This is a genomic window from Sphingomonas sp. BT-65 (assembly GCF_026107375.2).
Lineage (GTDB): Bacteria > Pseudomonadota > Alphaproteobacteria > Sphingomonadales > Sphingomonadaceae > Sphingomonas.
This window is the reverse complement of sequence record NZ_JAPCIA010000001.1, coordinates 2,802,217-2,823,064: the sequence shown is the minus strand read 5'-3', so window position 1 is coordinate 2,823,064 and position 20,848 is coordinate 2,802,217. Positions and strand designations below refer to the sequence as shown.

Annotated in this window: 17 protein-coding genes; 3 read left to right on the top strand and 14 right to left on the bottom strand. The window is 68.1% G+C overall.

Annotated features, from left to right (window positions below; genetic code table 11):
• Window positions 1-10 precede the first annotated feature (10 nt).
• From OK349_RS13645 to OK349_RS13580, 14 genes are all read right to left on the bottom strand, one after another.
• Complete coding sequence (locus OK349_RS13645; RefSeq protein WP_265118337.1) at window positions 11-3,082, bottom strand: alpha-L-rhamnosidase; 3,072 nt, start codon at window positions 3,080-3,082, stop codon at window positions 11-13.
• 3 nt (window positions 3,083-3,085) lie between these two features.
• Window positions 3,086-3,994: an amidohydrolase family protein gene (locus tag OK349_RS13640; RefSeq protein ID WP_265118336.1), complete on the bottom strand. Its 909-nt coding sequence runs from the start codon at window positions 3,992-3,994 to the stop codon at window positions 3,086-3,088.
• Window position 3,995: 1 nt separating this feature from the next.
• Window positions 3,996-4,748 carry an SDR family NAD(P)-dependent oxidoreductase gene (locus tag OK349_RS13635; protein WP_265118335.1) on the bottom strand — a complete coding sequence of 251 codons (753 nt, stop codon included), beginning with the start codon at window positions 4,746-4,748 and terminating at the stop codon, window positions 3,996-3,998.
• Window positions 4,745-5,602 carry a fumarylacetoacetate hydrolase family protein gene (locus OK349_RS13630; RefSeq protein WP_265118334.1) on the bottom strand — a complete coding sequence of 286 codons (858 nt, stop codon included), beginning with the start codon at window positions 5,600-5,602 and terminating at the stop codon, window positions 4,745-4,747. The genes OK349_RS13635 and OK349_RS13630 overlap by 4 nt, the downstream gene beginning before the upstream one ends.
• A 24-nt stretch (window positions 5,603-5,626) precedes the next feature.
• Entirely contained in the window at window positions 5,627-6,835 is a 1,209-nt protein-coding gene (gene rhmD / locus OK349_RS13625) for an L-rhamnonate dehydratase (protein ID WP_265118333.1), read from the bottom strand.
• Complete coding sequence (locus OK349_RS13620; protein WP_265118619.1) at window positions 6,832-8,199, bottom strand: glycoside hydrolase family 140 protein; 1,368 nt, start codon at window positions 8,197-8,199, stop codon at window positions 6,832-6,834. The genes rhmD and OK349_RS13620 overlap by 4 nt, the downstream gene beginning before the upstream one ends.
• 148 nt (window positions 8,200-8,347) lie before the next feature.
• The gene (gene glcF / locus OK349_RS13615) at window positions 8,348-9,637 is read right to left on the bottom strand and encodes a glycolate oxidase subunit GlcF (RefSeq protein WP_265118332.1); all 1,290 of its coding nucleotides are present in this window, start codon (window positions 9,635-9,637) and stop codon (window positions 8,348-8,350) included.
• On the bottom strand, window positions 9,638-10,732 hold the full coding sequence (gene glcE, locus OK349_RS13610; protein ID WP_265118331.1) for a glycolate oxidase subunit GlcE: 1,095 nt from the start codon (window positions 10,730-10,732) through the stop codon (window positions 9,638-9,640).
• Window positions 10,732-12,225 carry an FAD-linked oxidase C-terminal domain-containing protein gene (locus OK349_RS13605; protein ID WP_265118330.1) on the bottom strand — a complete coding sequence of 498 codons (1,494 nt, stop codon included), beginning with the start codon at window positions 12,223-12,225 and terminating at the stop codon, window positions 10,732-10,734. The genes glcE and OK349_RS13605 overlap by 1 nt, the downstream gene beginning before the upstream one ends.
• A gap of 9 nt (window positions 12,226-12,234) precedes the next feature.
• Window positions 12,235-12,999 (bottom strand): L-rhamnose 1-dehydrogenase Lra1, encoded by a 765-nt coding sequence (locus OK349_RS13600; RefSeq protein ID WP_265118329.1) that lies wholly within the window; start codon window positions 12,997-12,999, stop codon window positions 12,235-12,237.
• The gene (gene lldD, locus OK349_RS13595; RefSeq protein WP_265118328.1) at window positions 12,996-14,135 is read right to left on the bottom strand and encodes an FMN-dependent L-lactate dehydrogenase LldD; all 1,140 of its coding nucleotides are present in this window, start codon (window positions 14,133-14,135) and stop codon (window positions 12,996-12,998) included. Before lldD ends, OK349_RS13600 begins: the two co-directional genes overlap by 4 nt.
• Window positions 14,132-15,442 carry a pectate lyase family protein gene (locus OK349_RS13590; RefSeq protein ID WP_265118618.1) on the bottom strand — a complete coding sequence of 437 codons (1,311 nt, stop codon included), beginning with the start codon at window positions 15,440-15,442 and terminating at the stop codon, window positions 14,132-14,134. The genes lldD and OK349_RS13590 overlap by 4 nt, the downstream gene beginning before the upstream one ends.
• 26 nt (window positions 15,443-15,468) lie before the next feature.
• Window positions 15,469-16,449: a sugar phosphate isomerase/epimerase family protein gene (locus OK349_RS13585; protein WP_265118327.1), complete on the bottom strand. Its 981-nt coding sequence runs from the start codon at window positions 16,447-16,449 to the stop codon at window positions 15,469-15,471.
• A gap of 58 nt (window positions 16,450-16,507) precedes the next feature.
• Window positions 16,508-17,293, bottom strand: coding sequence for a DeoR/GlpR family DNA-binding transcription regulator (locus OK349_RS13580; protein WP_265118326.1), 786 nt, complete (start codon window positions 17,291-17,293; stop codon window positions 16,508-16,510).
• A gap of 213 nt (window positions 17,294-17,506) precedes the next feature.
• Between OK349_RS13580 and OK349_RS13575 the strand changes: the two genes are divergently transcribed.
• Genes OK349_RS13575 through OK349_RS13565 form a run of 3 tightly spaced genes read left to right on the top strand, consistent with a single transcriptional unit; the run spans window position 17,507 to window position 20,825 of the window.
• Window positions 17,507-18,382 (top strand): transketolase, encoded by an 876-nt coding sequence (locus OK349_RS13575; protein ID WP_265118325.1) that lies wholly within the window; start codon window positions 17,507-17,509, stop codon window positions 18,380-18,382.
• On the top strand, window positions 18,379-19,335 hold the full coding sequence (locus OK349_RS13570) for a transketolase family protein (RefSeq protein WP_265118324.1): 957 nt from the start codon (window positions 18,379-18,381) through the stop codon (window positions 19,333-19,335). The genes OK349_RS13575 and OK349_RS13570 overlap by 4 nt, the downstream gene beginning before the upstream one ends.
• Window positions 19,335-20,825, top strand: coding sequence for an FGGY family carbohydrate kinase (locus OK349_RS13565; protein ID WP_265118323.1), 1,491 nt, complete (start codon window positions 19,335-19,337; stop codon window positions 20,823-20,825). Before OK349_RS13570 ends, OK349_RS13565 begins: the two co-directional genes overlap by 1 nt.
• Window positions 20,826-20,848 lie beyond the last annotated feature (23 nt).

The following is a 20,848-nucleotide window of genomic DNA, read 5'->3' as shown; positions in this document are numbered from 1 at the left end:
CCCTTTTTCGTTATCTCGTGAATTCGTGCGTGCCTGACCTGATCTCGAAGCGGGTCAGGCCGCCTTCCTCTCGCGTATCTCCGGGCACACCGCGCCAGCCGCCGCCGGGCAGCTCGACATCAGCGAGGGTGTTGGCAGGCACGGTCAGCGTCAGGCGGTTGAGGCCAGCAGCGCCACCCCCGGTCTCGGTTGCAATAAGGCCCACCGGCGAGTCGAACTTCGCCGCAACGCGCCCGACCTCGGGCAACCACACCGGCCGCACCGCGATCCGGCGGAAGCCGGGCGCGGCGGGCGCGATCCCCGCCAGCCGCCGGTAGAAGAAGCCGACCACCGCGCCGAAGGCATAATGGTTGTAGCTGTTCATGCTGAGATCGCCGGTGTCGCCGTTCCAGCGTTCCCACACCGTCGTCCCGCCCTGCTGCGGCATATAGCCCCAGCTCGGATAGCCGGTCTGAAGCAGCAGTCCGCTGACCTCATCCCACAGCCCGGCATCGGCGAGCACGTCGAGCAGATAGGGGGTGCCGAGGAAGCCGGTCGAGAGCTTCATGCCGCGCCCGCGGATCTCGTCCGCCAGCACTTGCGCCGCCGCCGCACGGCGGTCCTCCGGCACGAGGCCAAAGGCGAGCGAGAGCACCTGGCTGGTCTGGCTGCCATTGCCGCACACGCCGTCCTCGCCCACGAACTCGGCGGCATAGGCCTCGGCGATCGCCGCGTGCAGCGCACGATAGCGGAGCTCCTCGGCGTCACGCCCGGTCGCCGCCGCCATCTCGGCCATGAGCTCGGCGCTCCACGCCCAATAGGCGGTCGCGCACAGGATGCGCGGCGTGGTCTCGTCATCGGGCTTGATCGCGTCGACCGACAGCCAGTCGCCAAGGTCGAGCCCGCGGTCGCTGCGCCACACATGATCCGGGTTGGTCCGCGCGACATAGGCCATCCAGCCTTCCATCGCGTCCCAATTCTCGTCGATCACCGCGGTGTCGCCGTAACGCTGCCACAGCTGCCACGGCAGGATGATCCCCGCCTCGCTCCATCCCGCCGTCACCACGTCCGGGAAGGACAAGGGCTGCGGCACCACGATCGGATAGGCCCCGTCGTCGCGCTGCGCCGCGCGCGCCTCGAGCAGGAAGCGGCGGATGAAGGGATCGACTTCCATGTTGAACGCGGCGGCGTCGAGGAACACCTGGATGTCGCCCATCCAGCCCATCCGCTCGTCGCGCTGCGGGCAATCGGTCGGCACCGCGAAGAAGTTGCTGCGCTGGCTCCACAACGCGTTGTTCCAGATTTGCTGGAGCAGCGGCGCGTCGTGGAAGGTCATCTGGCCCACCTCGCGGCACGCGCTGTGGACAATCACGCCCTCAACGTCGTCAGCCGTCGGCGTGCCGGGCCAACCTTCGACCTCGACATAGCGGAACCCATGATAGGTGAAGTGCGGCTCAAAGCTCTCGACCTCTCCCGTCCCCGCCAGCGTGAAGCTGTCGGTCGCCTTGGCGAGGCGCAGGTTGGAGAGATCCGCGGTGCCGTCCGGATTGAGCAACTCGGCGAACTTGGCAGTGATCGTCGTGCCCGCCGGCCCGGTCGCGCGGATGCGTACCCATCCGGGAAAATTCTGTCCAAAATCAAATATATAACGACCAGGCGCCGGCTCGCTCACCGATACCGCGCGCCGCGTCCCGGTGCGATCGAGCAACGGCGAGGTCTGGGCGATGATCGCCACGTTCGGCGCAGCGCCAACCTTGGCATCCGCCCAGCTCGAAGCGTCGAACCCCGGCAGCGCCCAGCCCGGCACGATCCGCCGCGCGTCAAACGTCTCGCCGTCATAGATTTCCGACTTGAGGATCGGCGAGGTCGCGATCTTCCAGTCCGGCCCGGTCGTCACCCAATCGTGCGAGCCGTCTTCATAGTCGATCCGCAGCATCGCGCGAAACCGCCGCGGCGCCGGGCCGAAGCCATAGCGCTCGATCCGCCAGCCGAACGGCGAGGCATAGAAGCCGTCGCCGACCACAGCGCCGAGCGCATTCTCGCCCTGCGCGATCAGCGCGGTCACGTCGTAGGTCTGGTAGAGGAGGTGGCTCTTCGCCACGGTGATCTCGGGCGCGAGGATCGCCTGGCTCACCTTCTGCCCGTTGATCCGCGCGTCATAGGCGCCGAGCGCGGTGGCGTAGAGCCGCGCCGCGGTGATGGGCTTGCCCACCTCGAACCCCGTACGCAGCAGCATCGCGGGCTCGCTCGGCCGCGGATCGCCTTGCGCCCAGCTGGTGCTCGGCACCGCCGCCGCCCAGCCGCTCGCGTCGAAACCGGTGTCAGTCCAGCCTTCCGGCGCATCGGGCATCACCCGGAACGCGCGGCTCACGATCCGCTCCACGCTGCCGTCGGCGCGGTGCAGCCGGATCAGCGCGGAGAACGCGCCGCCATCGACCGGGAAGAAGCCGGTCGTATCAGCCTCGACCAGCGCGCAGACGCTGTTGCGCCCCGCCTTCACCTCGCCGTCATACGGCGCGAGCGTGCCCCAGAAGGGGAGGTACGTATCCCAGTCGAAATGCCAGTCGAGCGGCGACTTGGCGCCATTGACCCACACGCCGCGCAGATGGTCCTTGCCCGCGACCAGCACCTCGGCGCGCATCAGATCGGCGGGCGCATCGAAATCGAGCCGGAAGGCGTGCGGGCGCGCATCGAGCGAGATCTCGCCCCACATCCAGCTCACCCCCGCGGCGCGATCGGCAGCGGCGAGTTCGTCCTCCGCCTCGATCCAGTCACCGCGCCAGTCTTCGGGCGACAGCAGCCCCGCCTCGAACCACGCCGGATCGGAGATGGCGACGCCATTGACCTCCACCGTCCACCACACCCGCTGCATCGACGCCAGCGCCGGACCGCCATAAGCGACATCGAACGTCGCATCGCCTGCGATCTCGCGGCTGTCCCACAGCAGCTCGCCTGCTTTCAGCGCCGCTTCGCTCGCTGCGGCGCGGATGCGATAGCTGGTCTGCTTCGCCACGTTCTCGATCCGCCACGACAGGCGCGGATGCCGCACCTGCGTGCCCAGCAGATCGACGGTATATTCCGCACGGAGATCGGTGACGCGCATGGCCTAGAGCTCGAGCCCCAGCCGGTAGATGCGGGCGGCGTTGCCGCCGAACAGCGCCGCGCGCTCGTCGGTGGAAAAGTCCACGGTGATCGCGTCATAGGCGTCGAAATGCTTGTCGAAGCTGCCGAACAATTTGTCGGTCGGGAAGTTGCTCGCGAACATCGCCCGCTCGATGCCGAACAGCTCGATCGTCTCGAGCACATAGCCGCGCGCCTGCGCCTCATCCCATGGCCGCCAGGTGAAACCCATGCCCGAGATCTTGACCGCGACATTGGGCAACGCCGCGAACGCCGCCATGCCCCGCCGCCACACGCCCCAGCCATCCTCATCCCCGGGGATCGCCATGCCGGTATGGTCGAGGATCACCTGCGTATCCGGGTGCTTCGCGATCAGCTCGGCGAGATGCGCGAACTGACCGGGATAGGCCTGAAGGTCGAAGCTCAGGCCGAACTTGCTGAGCAGCCCGAACCCGCGCGCCCAGGCATCACTCATCGTGACATCGGCGGGTGAGTAGCTGCGCGCCGGATCGGGATGCCAGTTGATGATGTGGCGGATGCCGCGCACGTTGCGGTGCTCGACATGCGCCGCGAGCAGCGCCTCGACCCCAGGGTCGTCGAGCGCCGCAAAAGCAACGATGCCGCTCGGCAGCCCGCGCTCGTCGGCCATGGCCTGCAGCCACTGCGTCTCCTTGAGCGCGTCCCCGGGATGCGCGCCCGCGTCGATATGCACGATCCCGCGCACTTCCCACTTGCCCGCGTCGGCCAGATAGGTGTCGAGCGGATAGTCGACCGCGATCGGCTCGACGCTGCCGTTGGGACCGTCATCGCTGAACGGCCCCGTCAGCCACGGGTAGCGGATATGCGCGAGGTCCCAGAGATGGACGTGCGGATCGACGAGAGGCGGGCGGCTCATGTCAGAAGGTCGTCCGCCCGCCCGAGGTGTCGAAGGTCGAGGCGGTGGTGAAGCTGCACTCCTCGCTCGCCATGAAGCAAACCATCGCCGCGCTCTCCTCGACTTCGCCGAGGCGGCCCATCGGGATCTTCGAGCGCATGTAATCGACCTGGCTCTGCGGCAGCTGGGCGAGGATCGGGCTCTCGAACGTCGCCGGAGTCAGCGCGTTCGCGATCACGCCCTTACCCGCCAGTTCCTTGCCGAGCGACTTGGTGAGGCCGATCACCGCCGCCTTCGACGCCGAATAGGCGCTGGCGTTGGGATTGCCTTCCTTGCCCGCGACCGAGGCGATGTTGACGATGCGGCCATAGCCGTTCTCGAGCATCAGCGGCACGATCGCACGGTTGCAGTAGAACAGCCCGTTGACGTTGATGTCGAACACGCGCAGCCAGCTGTCGACCGGATATTCGTGCACCGGCGCAGTCGCGCCGGTGATGCCCGCCGAGCAGACCAGCACGTCGACCTTGCCGCCCAGCGCCGCGGCACTGGCCTTGGCCGCAGCCTCGACCGCCGCCTGATCGGACACGTCGAGCGCCTGCACGTCGGTGGCGCCGACCTCATCCCTCGCCGCAGCGAGATTGTCGGCGCTCAAGTCCCACAGTGCGACCTTGCCGCCCTCGGCGAGAATGCGCTTGGCGACAGCCTTACCGAGGCCCGACGCGCCGCCGGTGATCACCGCCGTGTGCCCGGCGAAACGGCCTGCGTACGCGCTCACTTGGCGGGCGCCCATGCGACGAAGTCCTGGCGCTGCTCGCCGAGCTTCTCGATGCCGAGCTCGACCACGTCGCCGGCCTTGAGATACCAGGGCTCGGGCTTCTGGCCGAGACCGACGCCCGGCGGGGTGCCGGTGGTGATGACGTCCCCGGGCAGCAAAGTCATGATCTGCGAGAGATAGGAGACGATCTGCGCGACGTTGAAGATCATCGTCTTGGTGTTGCCGTCCTGCACCTTCTTGCCGTTGACCGACAGCCACATCGACAGGTTCTGCGGATCGCCGACCTCGTCGGCGGTGACCAGCCACGGGCCGATCGGTCCAAAGGTCGGGAAGCCCTTGCCCTTGTCCCAGGTCATGCCGCGCTCGGCCTGCCAGTGGCGCTCGGACACGTCGTTGACCACGCAATAGCCGGCGACGTGCGACAGCGCGTCGGCTTCGGACACATTGTTGGCGGCGGTGCCGATCACGATGCCGAGTTCGACCTCCCAGTCGGTCTTCTTGGAATCCTTCGGGATCGTCACCGGATCGTTCGGGCCCTGGATGCAGCTCACCCATTTGTTGAACACCACCGGTTCCTCGGGAATCGGCAGGTTCGATTCATGCGCGTGATCGACATAGTTGAGGCCGATCGCGACGAACTGGCGTGTGCCGCCGACGCAGGGGCCATAGCGCACCTCGCCCTCGACTAGCGGCAGGCTGGCGGGATCGATCCCGGCGAGCCTGGCGAGACCATCCTTGCCGATCGCGTCCGGGCCGATGTCGGCGACATGGGCGGAGAGGTCGCGGATGCGGCCATCGGCGTCGATCAGGCCGGGCTTCTCGGCGCCGGGGGCACCATAACGGCAGAGCTTCATGTCGGGTCCTTCAGTCTTGAGCGTTCAATCATTGGGATAGGGCCGGTGCAGCGCGATGTCGCGATTGAGCTCAACCCCGAAGCCGGGTTTGTCGAGTTCGGAGGCGCGGATCTTGCCGTTGACGGGGACGGGTTCGCCGAGCAGCTGCGGCGCGAACATCGGGACGACCTCGGTGGGTCCGGGGTGCATCATCAGGAACTCGGCGAACGGCGAGTTGTGGCGCGTGATCACGAAGTGATAGCTGTAGACCGACGAGCCGTGCGGCACCATGAGGACGCCGCGGCTGTCGGCATAGCTCGCGATCTTGATCAGCTCGGTGACCCCGCCGCACCAGCCGACATCGGGCTGGATGATGTCGCAGCAGTCCATGTCCATCAGCATGCGAAAGCCCCAGCGCGTCGCCTCATGCTCGCCGGTGGTGACGAGCAGGCCCTTGGGCGCGTTCCGCTTGAGCGCGGCATAGCTCCAGTAATCGTCGGGGGAGAGCGCCTCCTCGATCCACTTCAAGCCGCACTCGTCCCACGCGCGATGCGCGAGGCGGGTGGCATAGTCGAGGTCGAGGCTCATCCAGCAATCGAGCATCAGCCAGAAATCATCGCCGCACTTCGATCGCATGTCGGCGAGGTTGGCGATGTTCTTGTCGAGCCCCTCGAGCCCCTCGGCGGGCCCGTGGTGGAGCGGCAGCTTGCCGCCGATGAACCCCATCTCTTTGGCAAGGTCGGGCCGCGCGCCGGTGGCGTAGAATTGCAGCTCGTCGCGCACCGCGCCGCCGAGCATGTGATAGACCGGCTCGCCGCGCAGCTTGCCGAGCAAATCCCAGATGGCGAGGTCGACGCCGGAGATGGCGTTCACCACCAGCCCCTTGCGCCCATAATATTGGGTCGAGAAGTACATCTGGTCCCAGATCTTCTCATACTCGGCCGGGCTGCGCCCGATCAGGAAGCGCGACAAATGCTTCTCGACGATGAAGCAGGCCGGCTCGCCGCCGGTGGTGACCGCAAAGCCGACCGTGCCGTCCTCGGCCTCGAGCTCGACCACCAAAGTGCCGAGCACGTTGATCCCGAAGCTCTGGCGCGACTGGCGATACTCCGGATAGCGCGCCATCGGGGTCGCGATGTGATCGTCGATCCAGTGCCCCGCACCCTGATCGTGATAATCCGCACCCCCACCCCGCACCGTGTAGGCACGGACATGCTTGATCTTCGGAAGACCCACGAATTTCCCTTCGTTCATCGTACGATGCTCGCCCCATTTCCAATATCGTCGAGCACCAGCACCCAGTCATTGCCCGCCCTGGTCTCGCCCGGCGGATCGAAACGCTGCTCGCCGCGATTGGCGAACGTGCCTACGGCCACGAACCCGCCGTCGCGCGGCGAATACCATTGCGCCTTCACCTGGGGCCCGCTGATCGCACCGAGCTTCATCGTGAACGGGCGGCCGGTATAGGTGTAGGCAAAGGCATAGGACTTGCCCCGGCTCGCCAGCACGCGATCGTAGCGCACGCCATTGTCGGCGATCAGCGCCTGATCGGGCACCCGCTCGAGCATCGGCCGCGATTCGATCAGCGCGCGCAGATGGCGCATCTGGTTCGCGCCCGGGGCCTCGATCGCCTTGTCCCAATGCAGGTTCGGCTCGAAGTTCGCGGTGTCGGCGCCCGTGAGGAAGAACTGCATTACATGGTTCTCACCATAGGTGTGGCCGAACGCGCCCGCCATCACCGCCCACCAGCCATAGCGGCGCACATCAGCGGCCTGCCAGCGCGGCTGATCCTTCTCGTGCAGCCCGTGCGGGATATTCTCGTAGCTCGGCTCGCCGTCGATCGTCGGCTTGGGCGGGGTGCGGGCGAGGTCCTGCTCGACATAGCGCCAGTTATCCTCGCCGATCGCGTTGGCGCCTTCCTGCGCGTAGCTGCGGTGGCCCGACTGGAACATGTTGAAGTCCAGCCACGGCGCCTGATGCCATTGCCAGGACGAGGTGGTGCGGCCGATCGGATGGAAGGTCATCAGCTGCCTGGGCGCGATGCGCTTGATCGTCGTGCCGAGCGCGTCCCACACCGCGTTGCGCATTTCCGAGCGCGTGTCGCCGCCGTTGAGCCAGATCACGTTGGGCGCCTTGCCATAGCGCTCGGCCATGAAGCGGCCATAGACCGGGGCATTCTTCTCGTTGAGCTGCCGCTCCATCGCGAGGTCGCCCCAGGCCGGCACCAGCGCGAGGTACATGCCATGCGCCTGCGCACGCTCGATCACCCAGTCGAGATGGTCCCAATAGTCGTACTCACCCGCCTTGGCCGGGTCCTTGCCCGGCGTGGTGCGCGGCCGCCCGGGGTCGCCATCGACCAGCGCGGGCGCGTCGTAGCGGCTAGTCATCTTGTTGGTGTGGAGCACCATCACTTGGACGACGTTGAACCCCTGGCGCTTGCGCGTGGTTAGGTAGCGCTCGGTCTCTTCGCGATTGAGCCGGCTGAGCAGCAGCCAGGCGGTGTCGCCCATCCAGAAGAAAGGCTTGCCACCCGCCTCGAGATAACGGTGATTGGCCGAGACGCTGAGCGGCAGTGTCTGCGCGGAGGCCGGTGCTGCCGCCAGTGCCGCAGCAAGCACAGTCAGCAAGAATCGCCCACCAGACACTTGCAATGACATCCCCACACTCTCCCAGGCCCGCCGCTGCGAAGGCGGCGCTAGTCATTCGCGCGAGACTCAGCAGCAGCGCGCGACGATGTCAGATTCTAAATATAATAGTACTAATTGGTCAAGCGTTTCGATGCGCAAAAGCGGCGGGCGCGGGGCCGCCTGTCGCCCAGTCGAGCAGCTCGATCACGTGCACCACCGGGGTGCCGCTGCGCTGACCGATCTGCATCGCGCAGCCGACATTGCCGGTGGCGATCACGTCCGCGCCCAGGCGCTCCAGATTGGCGGTCTTGCGGTCGCCGAGCTTGCCCGCGATCTCGGGCTGAAGGATGTTGTAGGTGCCTGCCGATCCGCAGCAGAGATGCGCTTCGACCGGGGTGCGCACCGCATAGCCGGCGGTCGCCAGCAGCCGTTTGGGGGCCTCGGTCACCTTCTGCCCATGCTGCAGCGAGCAGGCGGCGTGATAGGCGACGGTCAGCCCGCGCCCGTCGCCGTGCGGCAGCTCGGCCTCGACCAGCAGCTCGGAAATATCCTTCGCCAGCGCCGAGACCTGCGCCGCCTTTTCGGCATAGGCGGGGTCGTTGCGCAGCATGAAGCCATAGTCCTTGATCGTCGTGCCGCAGCCCGATGCGGTCACCACGATCGCGGCGAGTCCTTCGCCCTCGATCTCGCGGGTCCACGCATCGACGTTGCGCCGTGCCGCATCGAGCCCGTCCGCCTCGCGTCCCATATGATGCACCAGCGCGCCGCAGCAGCCCTCGCCCAGCGCGAACACCGCGTCATAGCCGGCGCGGTTGAGCAGCCGCACCGCCGCCGCGCGATATTCGGGCTTGAGCACCGGCTCGGCACAGCCCTGGAGCAGCGCGACGCGGCCCTTCGCGCCGGGTACCGTCCTGGTCACCGCGGGGACCTTGGCCGGCACCTGCTTCGGCGCCATCGCCAGCATCGCCGCCAGCGGCTTCACCCCCGCCAGCAGCGGCGCGAACGGCCGCCCGAGCTTCGCCAGCGTCAGTGCGGCGCGGAACCGTCCGGGATAGGGCAGCACCGCCGCCAGCAGCAGCCGCACCGCGCGCTCGTGCCACGGGCGCTGGTAGTTCTCGTGGATATAGGCCCGCGCGTGATCGACCAGGTGCATATAGTTCACGCCCGAGGGGCAAGTCGTCATGCACGACAGGCAGGACAGGCAGCGGTCGACATGCTTGACCGTCTCCGGTCCCGGCTTGCGCTGGTTCTCGAGCATGTCCTTGATCAGGTAGATGCGGCCGCGCGGGCTATCGAGCTCGTCGCCGAGCAGCACATAGGTCGGGCAGGTCGCGGTGCAGAAGCCGCAATGCACGCATTTGCGGATCGCGCCCTCGGACGACGCCGTCGCGGGATCGGCGAGCTGCTCGGGGGTGAAGCGGGTCTGCATCTAGAAGCGCCCCGTCTCGAACACGCCGTCGGGATCGAAGGCGCGACGCACGCGCGCCTCGATCGCCGCCAGTGCAGGCGGTTGCGGATGCAGCGCCGGGACCGTTCTGCGCATCACATCGCTCGCCCGCACCAGCGTCGCGTGCCCGCCCGCGGCTTCAGCAGCGGCGCGGATCACCGCGGAATCGGCGTTGCTCGCCAGCCAGATGAGCCCGCCCGCCCAATCGAGCAGCCACTCCGCATGGGGCAACGCAGCGACCACATCAGGCGCCTTGCCGGGCGCGACGATCAGCCGCCACAACGGCAACGCGCCCGACAGAGGCGAAGCATCGCGCACCGCCAGCCACAGCGCATCGCCCTCTTCCAGCGCCTCGAATTCCGGCAGCATCGCCACGCGCGCCGTGACCGATTCCGCGAACCCGTCGAGCCGCAGCGCAGTCACCGCGTCGCCGCGCCAGTCGGGCAGATGCGCCGCCGCGGTCACTTCCGCCGCCGACCCCATCGCCCGCGCCATCGCCGCCACCGCGCCCGCTGCGTCCAGTCCGCGTGAGACCAGCGTATGCCGCACGCGTGGCGCGGGCAGCACCTTGAGCGTCAGTTCGGTCAGCGCCGCGAGCCGGCCCCAGCTCCCCGCCATCAGCTTGGGCAGGTCATAGCCGGTGACATTCTTCACAACCTTCGCCCCCGCGACGAACGTCTCGCCACGCCCAGATACCGCGGTGAAGCCGAGCAGGTGATCACGCGCGCCACCGCGCGACAGCCGCGCCGGCCCTGCCACACCGGCAGCGATCACGCCGCCGATTGTCGCTCCGCCGTCATTGCCAAGTATCGCGCCATGATCGAACGGATCGAACGCCAGCATCTGGTCCTCACCCGCGACCAGCGCTTGCACCTCGGCCAGCGGCGTGCCCGCACCGACAGTCAGCACGAGCTCGGACGGGTCATAGTCCACCACCCCGGCGAACCCGCGCATGTTCACGATCTGCGCCTCGCACGGCGCACCGATCGCGTCCTTGCTCCCGCCCCCGCGCAGCCGCAACTTGCCGCCCGCCGCGACGATCTCGCACAACTCGCCCATGTCCGCCGGGCACAGCATCAGAAGCGCGGCAGATCGGGGAACGGCACCCGCCCGCGATGGACATGCATCCGCCCCAGCTCGGCGCAGCGGTGCAGCTCCGGAAACATCTTGCCCGGGTTGAGCAGCAGTTCGGGATCGAACGCGCATTTCACCCGCTGCTGCTGCGCGAGATCGGCCTTCGAGAACATCGTGTGCATCAGGTCGCGCTTCTCGACCCCCACGCCATGCTCGCCGGTCAGCACGCCACCCACTTCGACACACAGCCGCAGGATATCCGCTCCGAACGCCTCGGCCATCTCCAGCTGCCCCGGCTGGTTGGCGTCGTACAGGATCAGCGGGTGGAGATTGCCGTCGCCGGCATGGAACACGTTGATCACGCCGAGCCCATATTGCTCCGACAGCGCCGTCATCCGCGTTAGCACCTCGGGCAACCGCCGCCGCGGGATCGTGCCGTCCATGCAGTAATAGTCGGGCGAGATCCGTCCCGCCGCCGGGAACGCCGCCTTGCGCCCCGCCCAGAACGCCACGCGCTCCGCCTCGTCGGCCGACGCGCGCACCGACACCGCACCGTTCGCCCGCGCGATCGCCTCGACCTCGCCGCTCAGGTGCCCGCACTCCGCACCCGGTCCGTCGAGCTCGACGATCAGCAGCGCCTCGACATCGAGCGGATAGCCGACGTTGACGAAGGCCTCGGCGGCATGGATCGCGGGCCGGTCCATCATCTCCATCCCTGCCGGGATGATCCCCGCGGCGATCACGTCGGCGACGCAGCGCCCCGCGCCCTCGACATCGGGAAAGCCGATCAGCAGCGCCCTCGCCGTCTCCGGCCGCGGCAGGATGCGGACCGTCACCTCGGTCACCACGCCGAGCAGCCCCTCCGACCCCACGATCACGCCGAGCAGGTCGAGCCCGGCCGGTTCCAGTCCACGCCCGCCGAGCCGCACGATCTCGCCCTCGATCGTCACCAGCTCGACACCGAGCACGTTATTCGTGGTGAGCCCGTATTTGAGGCAATGCACCCCGCCCGAATTCTCGGCGACGTTACCGCCGATCGTGCAGGCGATCTGGCTGGAGGGATCGGGCGCGTAATAGAAGCCCATGTCCTCCACCGCGCGGGTGATGGCGAGGTTGGTCACCCCCGGCTGCACCACCGCGACGCGATCTTCATAGTCGATGTCGAGCACGCGGTTGAACTTCGCCATGCCGAGCAGCACGCCGTCGGCGAGCGGCAGCGCCCCGCCCGACAGCGACGTGCCCGCGCCGCGCGGCACCACCTTCACCCGGTTCGCATGGCACCAGCCCAGCACCGCGGCGACCTGCGCGACCGTCTCGGGCAGCACCACCAGCAGCGGCACCTGCGCATAGGCGGTCAGCCCGTCGGACTCGTACGGCCGCAGCGCCTCGGCATCGTCGATCACGCCCTCGCCGGGAACGATGGCCCGCATCGCCGCCACGATCTCCGCCCGCCGCGCCAGCGTCGCGGCATCGGGGACGGGCATGACGAGCGACACGCGACGGCCTTACTGGAGGTTCACGAACGCGCCGCCGTCGACGAGCAGGGCGGCGCCGGTGACGTAAGCCGCCATTTCCGACGCGAGGAACACGATCGGCCCGGCCAGATCCTCGGACTCGCCCAGCCGCCCGAGCGGGATGCGCGCGGTCATGCGGTCGCGCTTGTCCTGGTCGGCGAGGTCGTCCTTGTTGATCTCGGTCAGGATCGTGCCGGGCAGCACCGAGTTGCAGCGGATGCCGTGCCTTCCGAGCGCGATCGCGGCCGACTGCATCAGCGAGTGCACGCCGGCCTTGGTCGGGGTGTAATGCGTCTGGAACTCGCCGCCGACCAGCGCCGAGATCGACGAGACCGCGACGATCGCCCCGCCTTCGCCCTGCTTCACCATCTGGTTCGCCGCGGCCTGCACCATGTAATAGGCGCCGTGGAGGTTGACGCGGAAGGTGCGGTCGACCGTCTCGACCGGCATGTCGAGAAAGGCGTGGAACGGGCAGATGCCGGCGTTGGAGACCATCACGTCCACCCGCCCGAATGCCTCGACCGCCTTGGTCACGAAATCGGTCGCAGTCTCGGGCAGCGCGACGTCGCCCTTCACCGCCAGGCCGCGTTGGCCCAGCGCCTCGATCTCCGCGACGCACGACGCCGCCTTGTCGTCGCTCGACGCATAGTTGATCGCGACGTTCGCGCCGTGCTGCGCGGCGCCGATCGCCGCGGCGCGGCCGATGCCGGTCGATCCACCGGTGACCAGCACGGTCTTGCCTTCGAGAAGCTTCATTTGACGTCCTCAGCAAGGATCGAGCGATCGATCGCCTCGATCCGGTTGACTCCGGTCAGCGTCATCGCGACCGTCATTTCCTTGGCGATCAGCTCAAGCAGCTTGGCCACCCCGGCCTCGCCCTGCGCCGCCAGCGCATAGACCCAGGCGCGCCCGAGCAGCACGCCCTGCGCGCCCAGCGCCAGCATCCGAACCACGTCGAGCCCGTTGCGCACGCCACTATCGGCGAGCACGGTGAGCCGGTCGCCCACCGCGTCCGCAATCGCCGGCAGCGCGCGCGCGCTCGACAATACGCCGTCGAGCTGGCGCCCGCCATGGTTGGAGACGACGATGCCGTTGGCGCCGATCGCCGCCGCCTCGCGCGCATCCTCGGGGTCGAGGATGCCCTTGATGATCAGCGGCCCGTCCCACGCCTCGCGGATCCACTCCAGATCCTTCCACTGGATCGACGGATCGAAATTGGCGCCGAGCCAGCCCATATAGTCGTTGAGCCCGCTATCCTTGCCCAGCACCGGGAGCAGGTTGCCGAGCATGTGCGGCCGGCCCCACAGCCCGACGTCCCACGACCAGCCCGGCTTGCCCATCGCCTGGAGCACGCGGCGCACCGCGGCGTTCGGCCCGGACATGCCCGAATGCGCATCGCGATAGCGCGCACCCGGCACCGGCATGTCGACCGTGAACACCAAGGCCGCGGCACCCGCCGCCTTGGCCCGTGCGATCAGGTCCTTCATGAACGCGCGGTCGCGGAGCACGTAGAGCTGGAACCAGAAGGGGTCGGCCGCCTGCGCCACTTCCTCGATCGAGCAGATCGACACGGTCGAGAGGCACGCCGGAATCCCCGCCGCCCTGGCCGCGCGCGCCGCCTGCAGCTCGCCGCGCCGCGCATACATGCCGCTGATCCCGACCGGCCCGAGCGCCACCGGCAGCGCCACCTCGCGCCCGAACCAGCTGGTCTTGAGGTCGATGCTGGCGACGTCCTTGAGCACCCGCTGGCGCAGCGCGATGCTCGCCAGATCGCTCACGTTGCGGCGCAGCGTCTCCTCGGCATAGGCGCCGCCATCGGCATAGTCGAACAGGAAGCGCGGAAGCCGCCGCCGCGCGGCTTCCCGGAAATCATTGGCGGAAGAGATGATCACGCGGTGCCCTTCCCGGCGGCAAGCTCGTTCAGATATTCCTCGAGGTTGCTGTAGCCGTCCTTGTTGCGATCCGCCGCGCCGTCGGCGCTGGCCGGGTCGAGCCCGCGTGCGCGCTCCCACGCGTCGGGCATGCCGTCCTGATCGCCATCAGCCGCCGCGGTGCCCGAACGCAGCGCCGGCCAGCCGCCGTCCTGCGCCTCGTTGTCGATGATCCGCCCGGTGCGATTGCGCACGCCCGCCACGATCTTGAGATCAACCGCGTCGCGCACCAGCGACGCGCCAGCGTCCGCGAGCACACGCTCGAACGCGCGCGGCGCCGGATCGCTCGCCACCGCCCCGACATCGAGCGGCGCGTCGAGCCAGTAGCCTGCGGGGATGTTGCCCTTGACCAGCGTCTTCTGGTCCGCCGGCACCGCACCGTTCATGCTGTTGCCCGACCACCAGGCGCGCGCGAGCTGGTTCTGCTCCTCGAACGCGAAATTGCCCTTGCTGTCGGGTCCGGCGACATAGCTGTTATCGATGAAGTTGTACTGGGCATGTGTCGACACGTCGTAATTATAGCCCGAGCGGTCCTTGCCCCAATTGTAGAAGACGTTGGAGCGGAACTCGAACAGCCCGCCCTTGTCGTCCTCGCTCGGCAACGAATAATTGCCCGGTCGCGGCATGCGGTCGAGATGATTGGCCCAAAGATTGTGGTGCCAGCTGATCTTCGCGCCGCGCGCCGCACGGATCAGGCTGCCGAACCCGTGCTCGCCCTTGTCGTGGTTCGACTTGCGCAGCGAATTGGCGATGATCGACCATTGCACGGTCAGGTCCCACACCCCGTCGCCCGGCTTGTCGTAATGCGTCGAGGCCGACAGCGTCTCGTCGATCGACCAACTCGCCGAGACATGGTCGAGGATGATCCGCCGCCCCCTGGTCACCGTGATCGCGTCCTGCTGCGTGCCCGAGGCGGCGCCGAGCCGCCCGCGGATATAGCGCACCACCACGTCGTCCGCGGCGATGTTGAGCGAGCGGTCGCGGATCGTGATGCCGTCGCCCGGCGCGGTCTGGCCGGCGATGGTCAGCCGCCCGTTGGTCACGACGATGTCGGACTTGAGCGCGATCGTGCCCGAGACGTTGAACACCACGGTGCGCGGCCGCTCCGCCTCGAGCGCCGCGCGCAGGCTGCCCGGCCCGGAATCGTCGAGGTTGGTGACCGCGATCACCCGCCCGCCGCGCCCGCCTTCGGAAAACCGCCCCGCCCCTTCCGCGCCGGGGAAAGCAAGCTGCTGCGCCGCAGCGGGCGCACCCGCCGCCGCCAGCACTGCCAAGATGGCTGCTCCGCGCAGCATCAGAAGGAGGTGAACAGCGCTTCGCGCGCGAGCCTGAGCGCGGTCACCGCATCCTGGCGGTCCTGCGCGTCCTGCATCGCCGCGAAGTCGAGCTTGTCGAGCGCGCGCTCGATGCCCTTCAGGAAGCTGATTGCGCCGTTGGCGACCGCGACGGAGTCCTCGCGGAACGGGAACTGGTCGAGCTGCCACACGCCCTCCCACTTGTTCTTGCGCAGCGTGTAGAAGAACTCGAACAGCTCGATCGGGTGGACCGATCCGGCCATCAGGTCGTCGTCCCAGCCGCGGAAATTGTCGTTCACGTCCATGCCGAACAGCCGGCCATGGTCGATCGCGAGCTGCGCCGAATCCGCCGGGCTCTCGCCGCCGTACAGCGCATGGCCGAAATCGAGCAGGATGCCGACATTGGGCAGCCCCATCCGCTCGATCCCGAGCAGCGTGCGCGACACGCTGTCATAGCTCATATGGCAGCGCGGCTCGCGCGGCTTGTACTCGATCACGAAGTTGAGATCGGGGTTCTGGCTGGCGAGCTCGCCGATCCCCTCGACGCTCATCTGCCACAATTTGCGATGGTCGACCTGGAACGGATAGTCCCAGCCGTCCTGCCCCGGCCACAGCTTGACGTAGTTCGCATCGAACCTCCGCACGACGTTGGCGGCGTCGTTGCACATCTCGTTTGCCAGGCGGCGGATGCCCGGATCGGGGTTGGTGAACGCGCCCTTGGCGAACTGGCGCGTGTAGATCTCGGGCGTGATGCCGATCACCGAGAGGTTGTTGCGCTCGAGCGCCTCATCCACCGTATCGAGCGACAGGCTCTGGTCGACGAAGGGATAGTTGATGTCGACCACCGACAGGTCGTCGACCTGTCCGGCCAGATCGATCATCTCGATCAGCGAGCGTGCCGGGCCATAGCCGTCGGTCGCATAGCGATCGACATAGGTCGCGAAGTGCCAGATGCCGGCGCCATATTTCTGGTTGCTCACGGTTCGATCCTCATCCCGGTGGTTTGGAAGCGCGGCATGGCGCACGCGCCGAAAATCTTCAGGCGACCAGCACCTCCACGCCCACCGCCTCGATCGCGGCGCGGTCTTCGTCGCGGATGCCGCCGTCGGTCACCAGCAGGTGGACCAGCTCGATCCCGCCCAGCGCGCTGAAGGAGCGGAGGCCAATCTTGCTCGAATCGGCGACGAGGATGACTCGCTCCGCCGCCTCGATCATCGCGCGCTTGACCGGAATGTCGGACAGCGCCGGATAGGTGAGCCCGGCCTCGAGATCGAGCGCGGCGGTCGCCAGGAACAGCTTCTGCACGAACAGCCCACGGAAATAGTCGGCCGAGCGGTCGCCCGACAGCGACAGCGTCGGCGCCTTGAAATGGCCGCCGGTCATATGGACCTCGAACCCGGGCTCGGCGCCGAGCATCAGCGCGATGTTGAGTGCGTTGGTGATCACGGTCATGTCGCGCCGGCCAGTGAGCTGCGCCGCGACCTCGGTGGTGGTCGAGCCCGAGTCGAGGATGATCGTCTCACCGTCGCCAACCAGCGCCGCCGCCGCGCGGCCGATGCGCTGCTTGGCCTCCATATTCTCGTGATGCTGCAGCGCCATCGCGCGCACCTGCTGAGTCACCGATTTGAGGAACGCACCGCCATGCTCGCGGACGATGTGCCCGTCGGCCTCGAGCTTCTCGAGATCCTGGCGCACCGTCACCTCGGACACGCCGAATGCCTCGGCCAGGCTGCGCACGCGCGCGCTGCCCTCCTCCTGGAGCCATTCGAGGATCTTGCTGCGGCGGGCCTCGCCGAGCATCCGGGCGCGTCGTTCGCCGCTCACGATCTCGACATCCCCGCTCCATTTCCCTGCGTTTGGCGCCTGCTTGAGACCATGCCGGCGCAGCCTTCTCCTAGCGCGGGCTTTGATATCTTGTCAATTTCGCCGCAGCTCGATAGAAAACGAAGATAATCGAAACTTCGAATGATATCCATATAATATGACTATTATTGCGTTTGGTTTCAACATCCGCTATCCGGCGGTCAGGAGAGGTGAATGAGTTCAGTCAGGCTGGAGAGTCGCGGCGCCGCTGGGCGTACGCTGGAGGTGCGCGCTGCGCACGTCCGCGAGCGCGCGAATTGGATGCGCCGCCGCCTGCTCCGCATGATCGTCGAGGCGGGGCAGGGTCACCCTGGCGGTGACCTTTCGTCCGCAGATGTGCTTGCCGCCCTCTATTTCGATATTCTTCGGGTCAACGGGTCCTCTCCTGCCGCCCCGGACCGCGACCGTTTCGTGATGAGCAAAGGGCATTGCACCGGCGCGCTCTACACGGCGCTGGCCGGGGCGGGCTTCTTTCCGGAGCAGGAGCTCGACACCTATTTGAAGCCCGAGTCGCGGCTCAACGGCCATCCCAACCGCGCCTATCTGCCGGGCGTCGAGACCAATACCGGTCCGCTCGGCCACGGCCTGCCGGTCGCGGTCGGCATTGCCGCCGCGGGGCAGATCGACAAGGCGGACTATCGCGTCTTCGCGCTCACCGGCGACGGCGAGCTACAGGAAGGCAGCATGTGGGAAGCGGCGATGTTCGCGGGGCATCGCGGCCTTGGCAACCTCACCGTGATCGTCGACCGCAACCGCCTCCAGCAGGGCGCGAAGACCGAGGACACCAACAGCCTCGAGCCGCTCGCCGACAAGTGGCGCGCGTTCGGCTGGGAGGTCGTCGGGGTCGACGGCCATGATCATGCCGCGCTGCTCGAAACGCTCGATGCCGCGTGCGCCCCGCGCAGCAAGCCGCGCGTCATCATCGCCGACACCCACAAGGGCCAGGGCGTCAGCTTCATGCGCGACCAGGCCGGCTGGCACCACGGCGTGCCCAATGCCGAGCAGTACGCCCAGGCCATGGCCGAGCTCGAAGCGGAGATGAACAAGTGAAGGACGTCGCAACCACCGGCATGTTCGATTGCCGCGACGCCTATGTCCGGACGGTCGAGGAACTCGCCGCCAATGACGACCGCATCGTCGCGGTGGTCAATGATTCGGTCGGCTCGTCCAAGCTCGGCAAGTTCCGCGAGCGCTTTCCCGATCGCCTGATCAACGTCGGCATCGCCGAGCAGAACATGGTCGGCGTCGGTGCCGGCCTCGCCAATGGCGGCAAGATCCCGTTCGTCAGCGGTGCCGGCTGCTTCCTCACCGCGCGTGCGATGGAGCAGATCAAGGTCGACTGCGCCTATAGCCAGCAGAATGTGAAGCTGTGCGGCATCTCCTCGGGCGTCGCCTATGGCGAGCTCGGCGCGACGCACCACAGTATCGAGGACGTCGCCTGGCTGCGCGCGATCGACAAGCTCACCGTGATCGTGCCGTCGGACCCGTGGGAGACCGCCGAGGCGATCAAGGCGGCCGCTGCGCATGACGGCCCGGTCTATATCAAGATCAGCCGCATGCCGGTGCCTGCGCTCGAACGCCCTGCCGGCGCGTCCTTCGCGATCGGCAAGGGCGAAGTGCTGCGCGAGGGCGGCGATATCGCCATCGTCACCAACGGCACACTGGTCCACCGCGCGATCGCTGCGGCCGAGGTGCTGGCGGCCGAGGGCATCGCCGCGCGCGTGATCAACATGGCGACCGTCTCGCCGCTCGACACCGGGCTGATCGCCGCCGCGGCGCAGACCGGGGCGATCGTCACCGCCGAGGAAGGACTTGCGCAAGGCGGCCTTGGCGGTGCGATCGCCGAATATTGCGCGCAGCACTCGCCCGTGCGGATGCGGATGCTCGGCTTCCCCGGCTTCCTGCCGACCGGCTCGGCATCATGGCTGATGGAGCGTTTCGGCCTCACCGCCGAGGGCATCGCCGCCGCCGCGCGCGATCTGCTGGGACATAGGGCCGCCTGATGTCCGGTCCGGTCATCCTCGCCATCGACCAGGGCACGACCAACACCAAGGCGCTGCTCGTCGCGCCCGACGGCACGGTGTTGGCTTCGCGCGCGCGGCCGATGCAGGTGACCTATCCGCAGCCCGGCTGGGCCGAGCAATCTGCGTCGGACATCTGGGAAGCGGTCGCCGCGCTGATCGCCGAGCTGGTCGCCGCCGCGCCGGGTTCGGAGATCGCCGCGCTCGCCATCTCCAACCAGCGCGAGACCGTGGTGCTGTGGGAGGCCGCGACTGGCCGCCCGCTCGCCCCCGCGGTGATCTGGCAATGCGCGCGCTCGGCCGAACGCTGCGCCGCATTGCGCGCCGCAGGGCTGCAAGACGAGATCGTCTCGCGCAGCGGCCTCGGCATCGACCCGCTCTTCCCCGCCGCCAAGATCGCCTGGCTGCTCGACTCGATCCCCGGCGCCCGCGACCGCGCAGCGAACGGCGATATCCGGGCCGGCACGATCGACAGCTGGCTGCTGTGGAACCTCACCGGCGGGCAGGTCCACGCCACTGACCACAGCAACGCCTCGCGTACCCAGCTGTTCAACCTCGACACGCTTGATTGGGACGAAGCGCTGGCGCGCATCTTCGACGTGCCGCTAAACATCCTGCCGCGCATCGCGCCGTCGGACAGCGGCTTCGGCGCCGTCGTGTCCGGCCTCACCGCGCTGCCCGCGGGCACGCCGGTGCAGGTGCTGCTCGGCGACAGCCACGCCGCGCTGTTCGCGCACGGCATCCACGCGCCCGGCCGGGTCAAGGCGACGATCGGCACCGGCAGCTCGCTGATGGCCGCGACCGCAGGCCGGGCGCGCTCGTCGCACGGCCTGTCGAGCACGATCGCGTGGAGCCGCGCCAATGGCGGAGCGCAGCACGCGCTCGAGGGCAACATCTCGGTCTCGGGCCATGCCGCCGCCTTCGCGACGGCGCTGCTCGGCCTGTCCGACGAACAGGCGCTCACCAATCTCGCGGCGAGCGTCGAGAGTAGCGAAGGCGTGGTGGTCGTCCCCGCGCTTGCCGGGCTCGGCGCGCCGCACTGGCAATCCGGCGCGCGCGGCACGATCAGCGGCATGACGCTCGCCACCCGCCCCGCGCATGTCGCCCGCGCCACGCTCGAGGCGATCGCGCTCCAGATCGGCGACGTGCTTGATGCAATCGCCGCCGATCTCGGCATCGACCTGCCCGAGCTCTCGATCGACGGCGGCGCCGCGCGCAACCCGTTGCTCGCGCAGCTCCTCGCCGACTTAACCGGACGCGCCATCGCCCGGCCCGAGATCGCCGAAGCCAGCGCGCTCGGCGTCGCCCGCATGGCCGCCGAAGCGCTCGGCCTCGCCGGCATCAGCGCGGCGACCGCCGCCGAGCGTTTCGAACCGCAGCTCGCGCCCGACGCGCGCGAAGCGATCCGCCGCAACTGGCGCGAGAGCGTGACTGACGTCGTCGCCCGCGCCAACCGGGCGCCGCCCGGCTGAAGCCAAGGAACAACGCCAAAGAA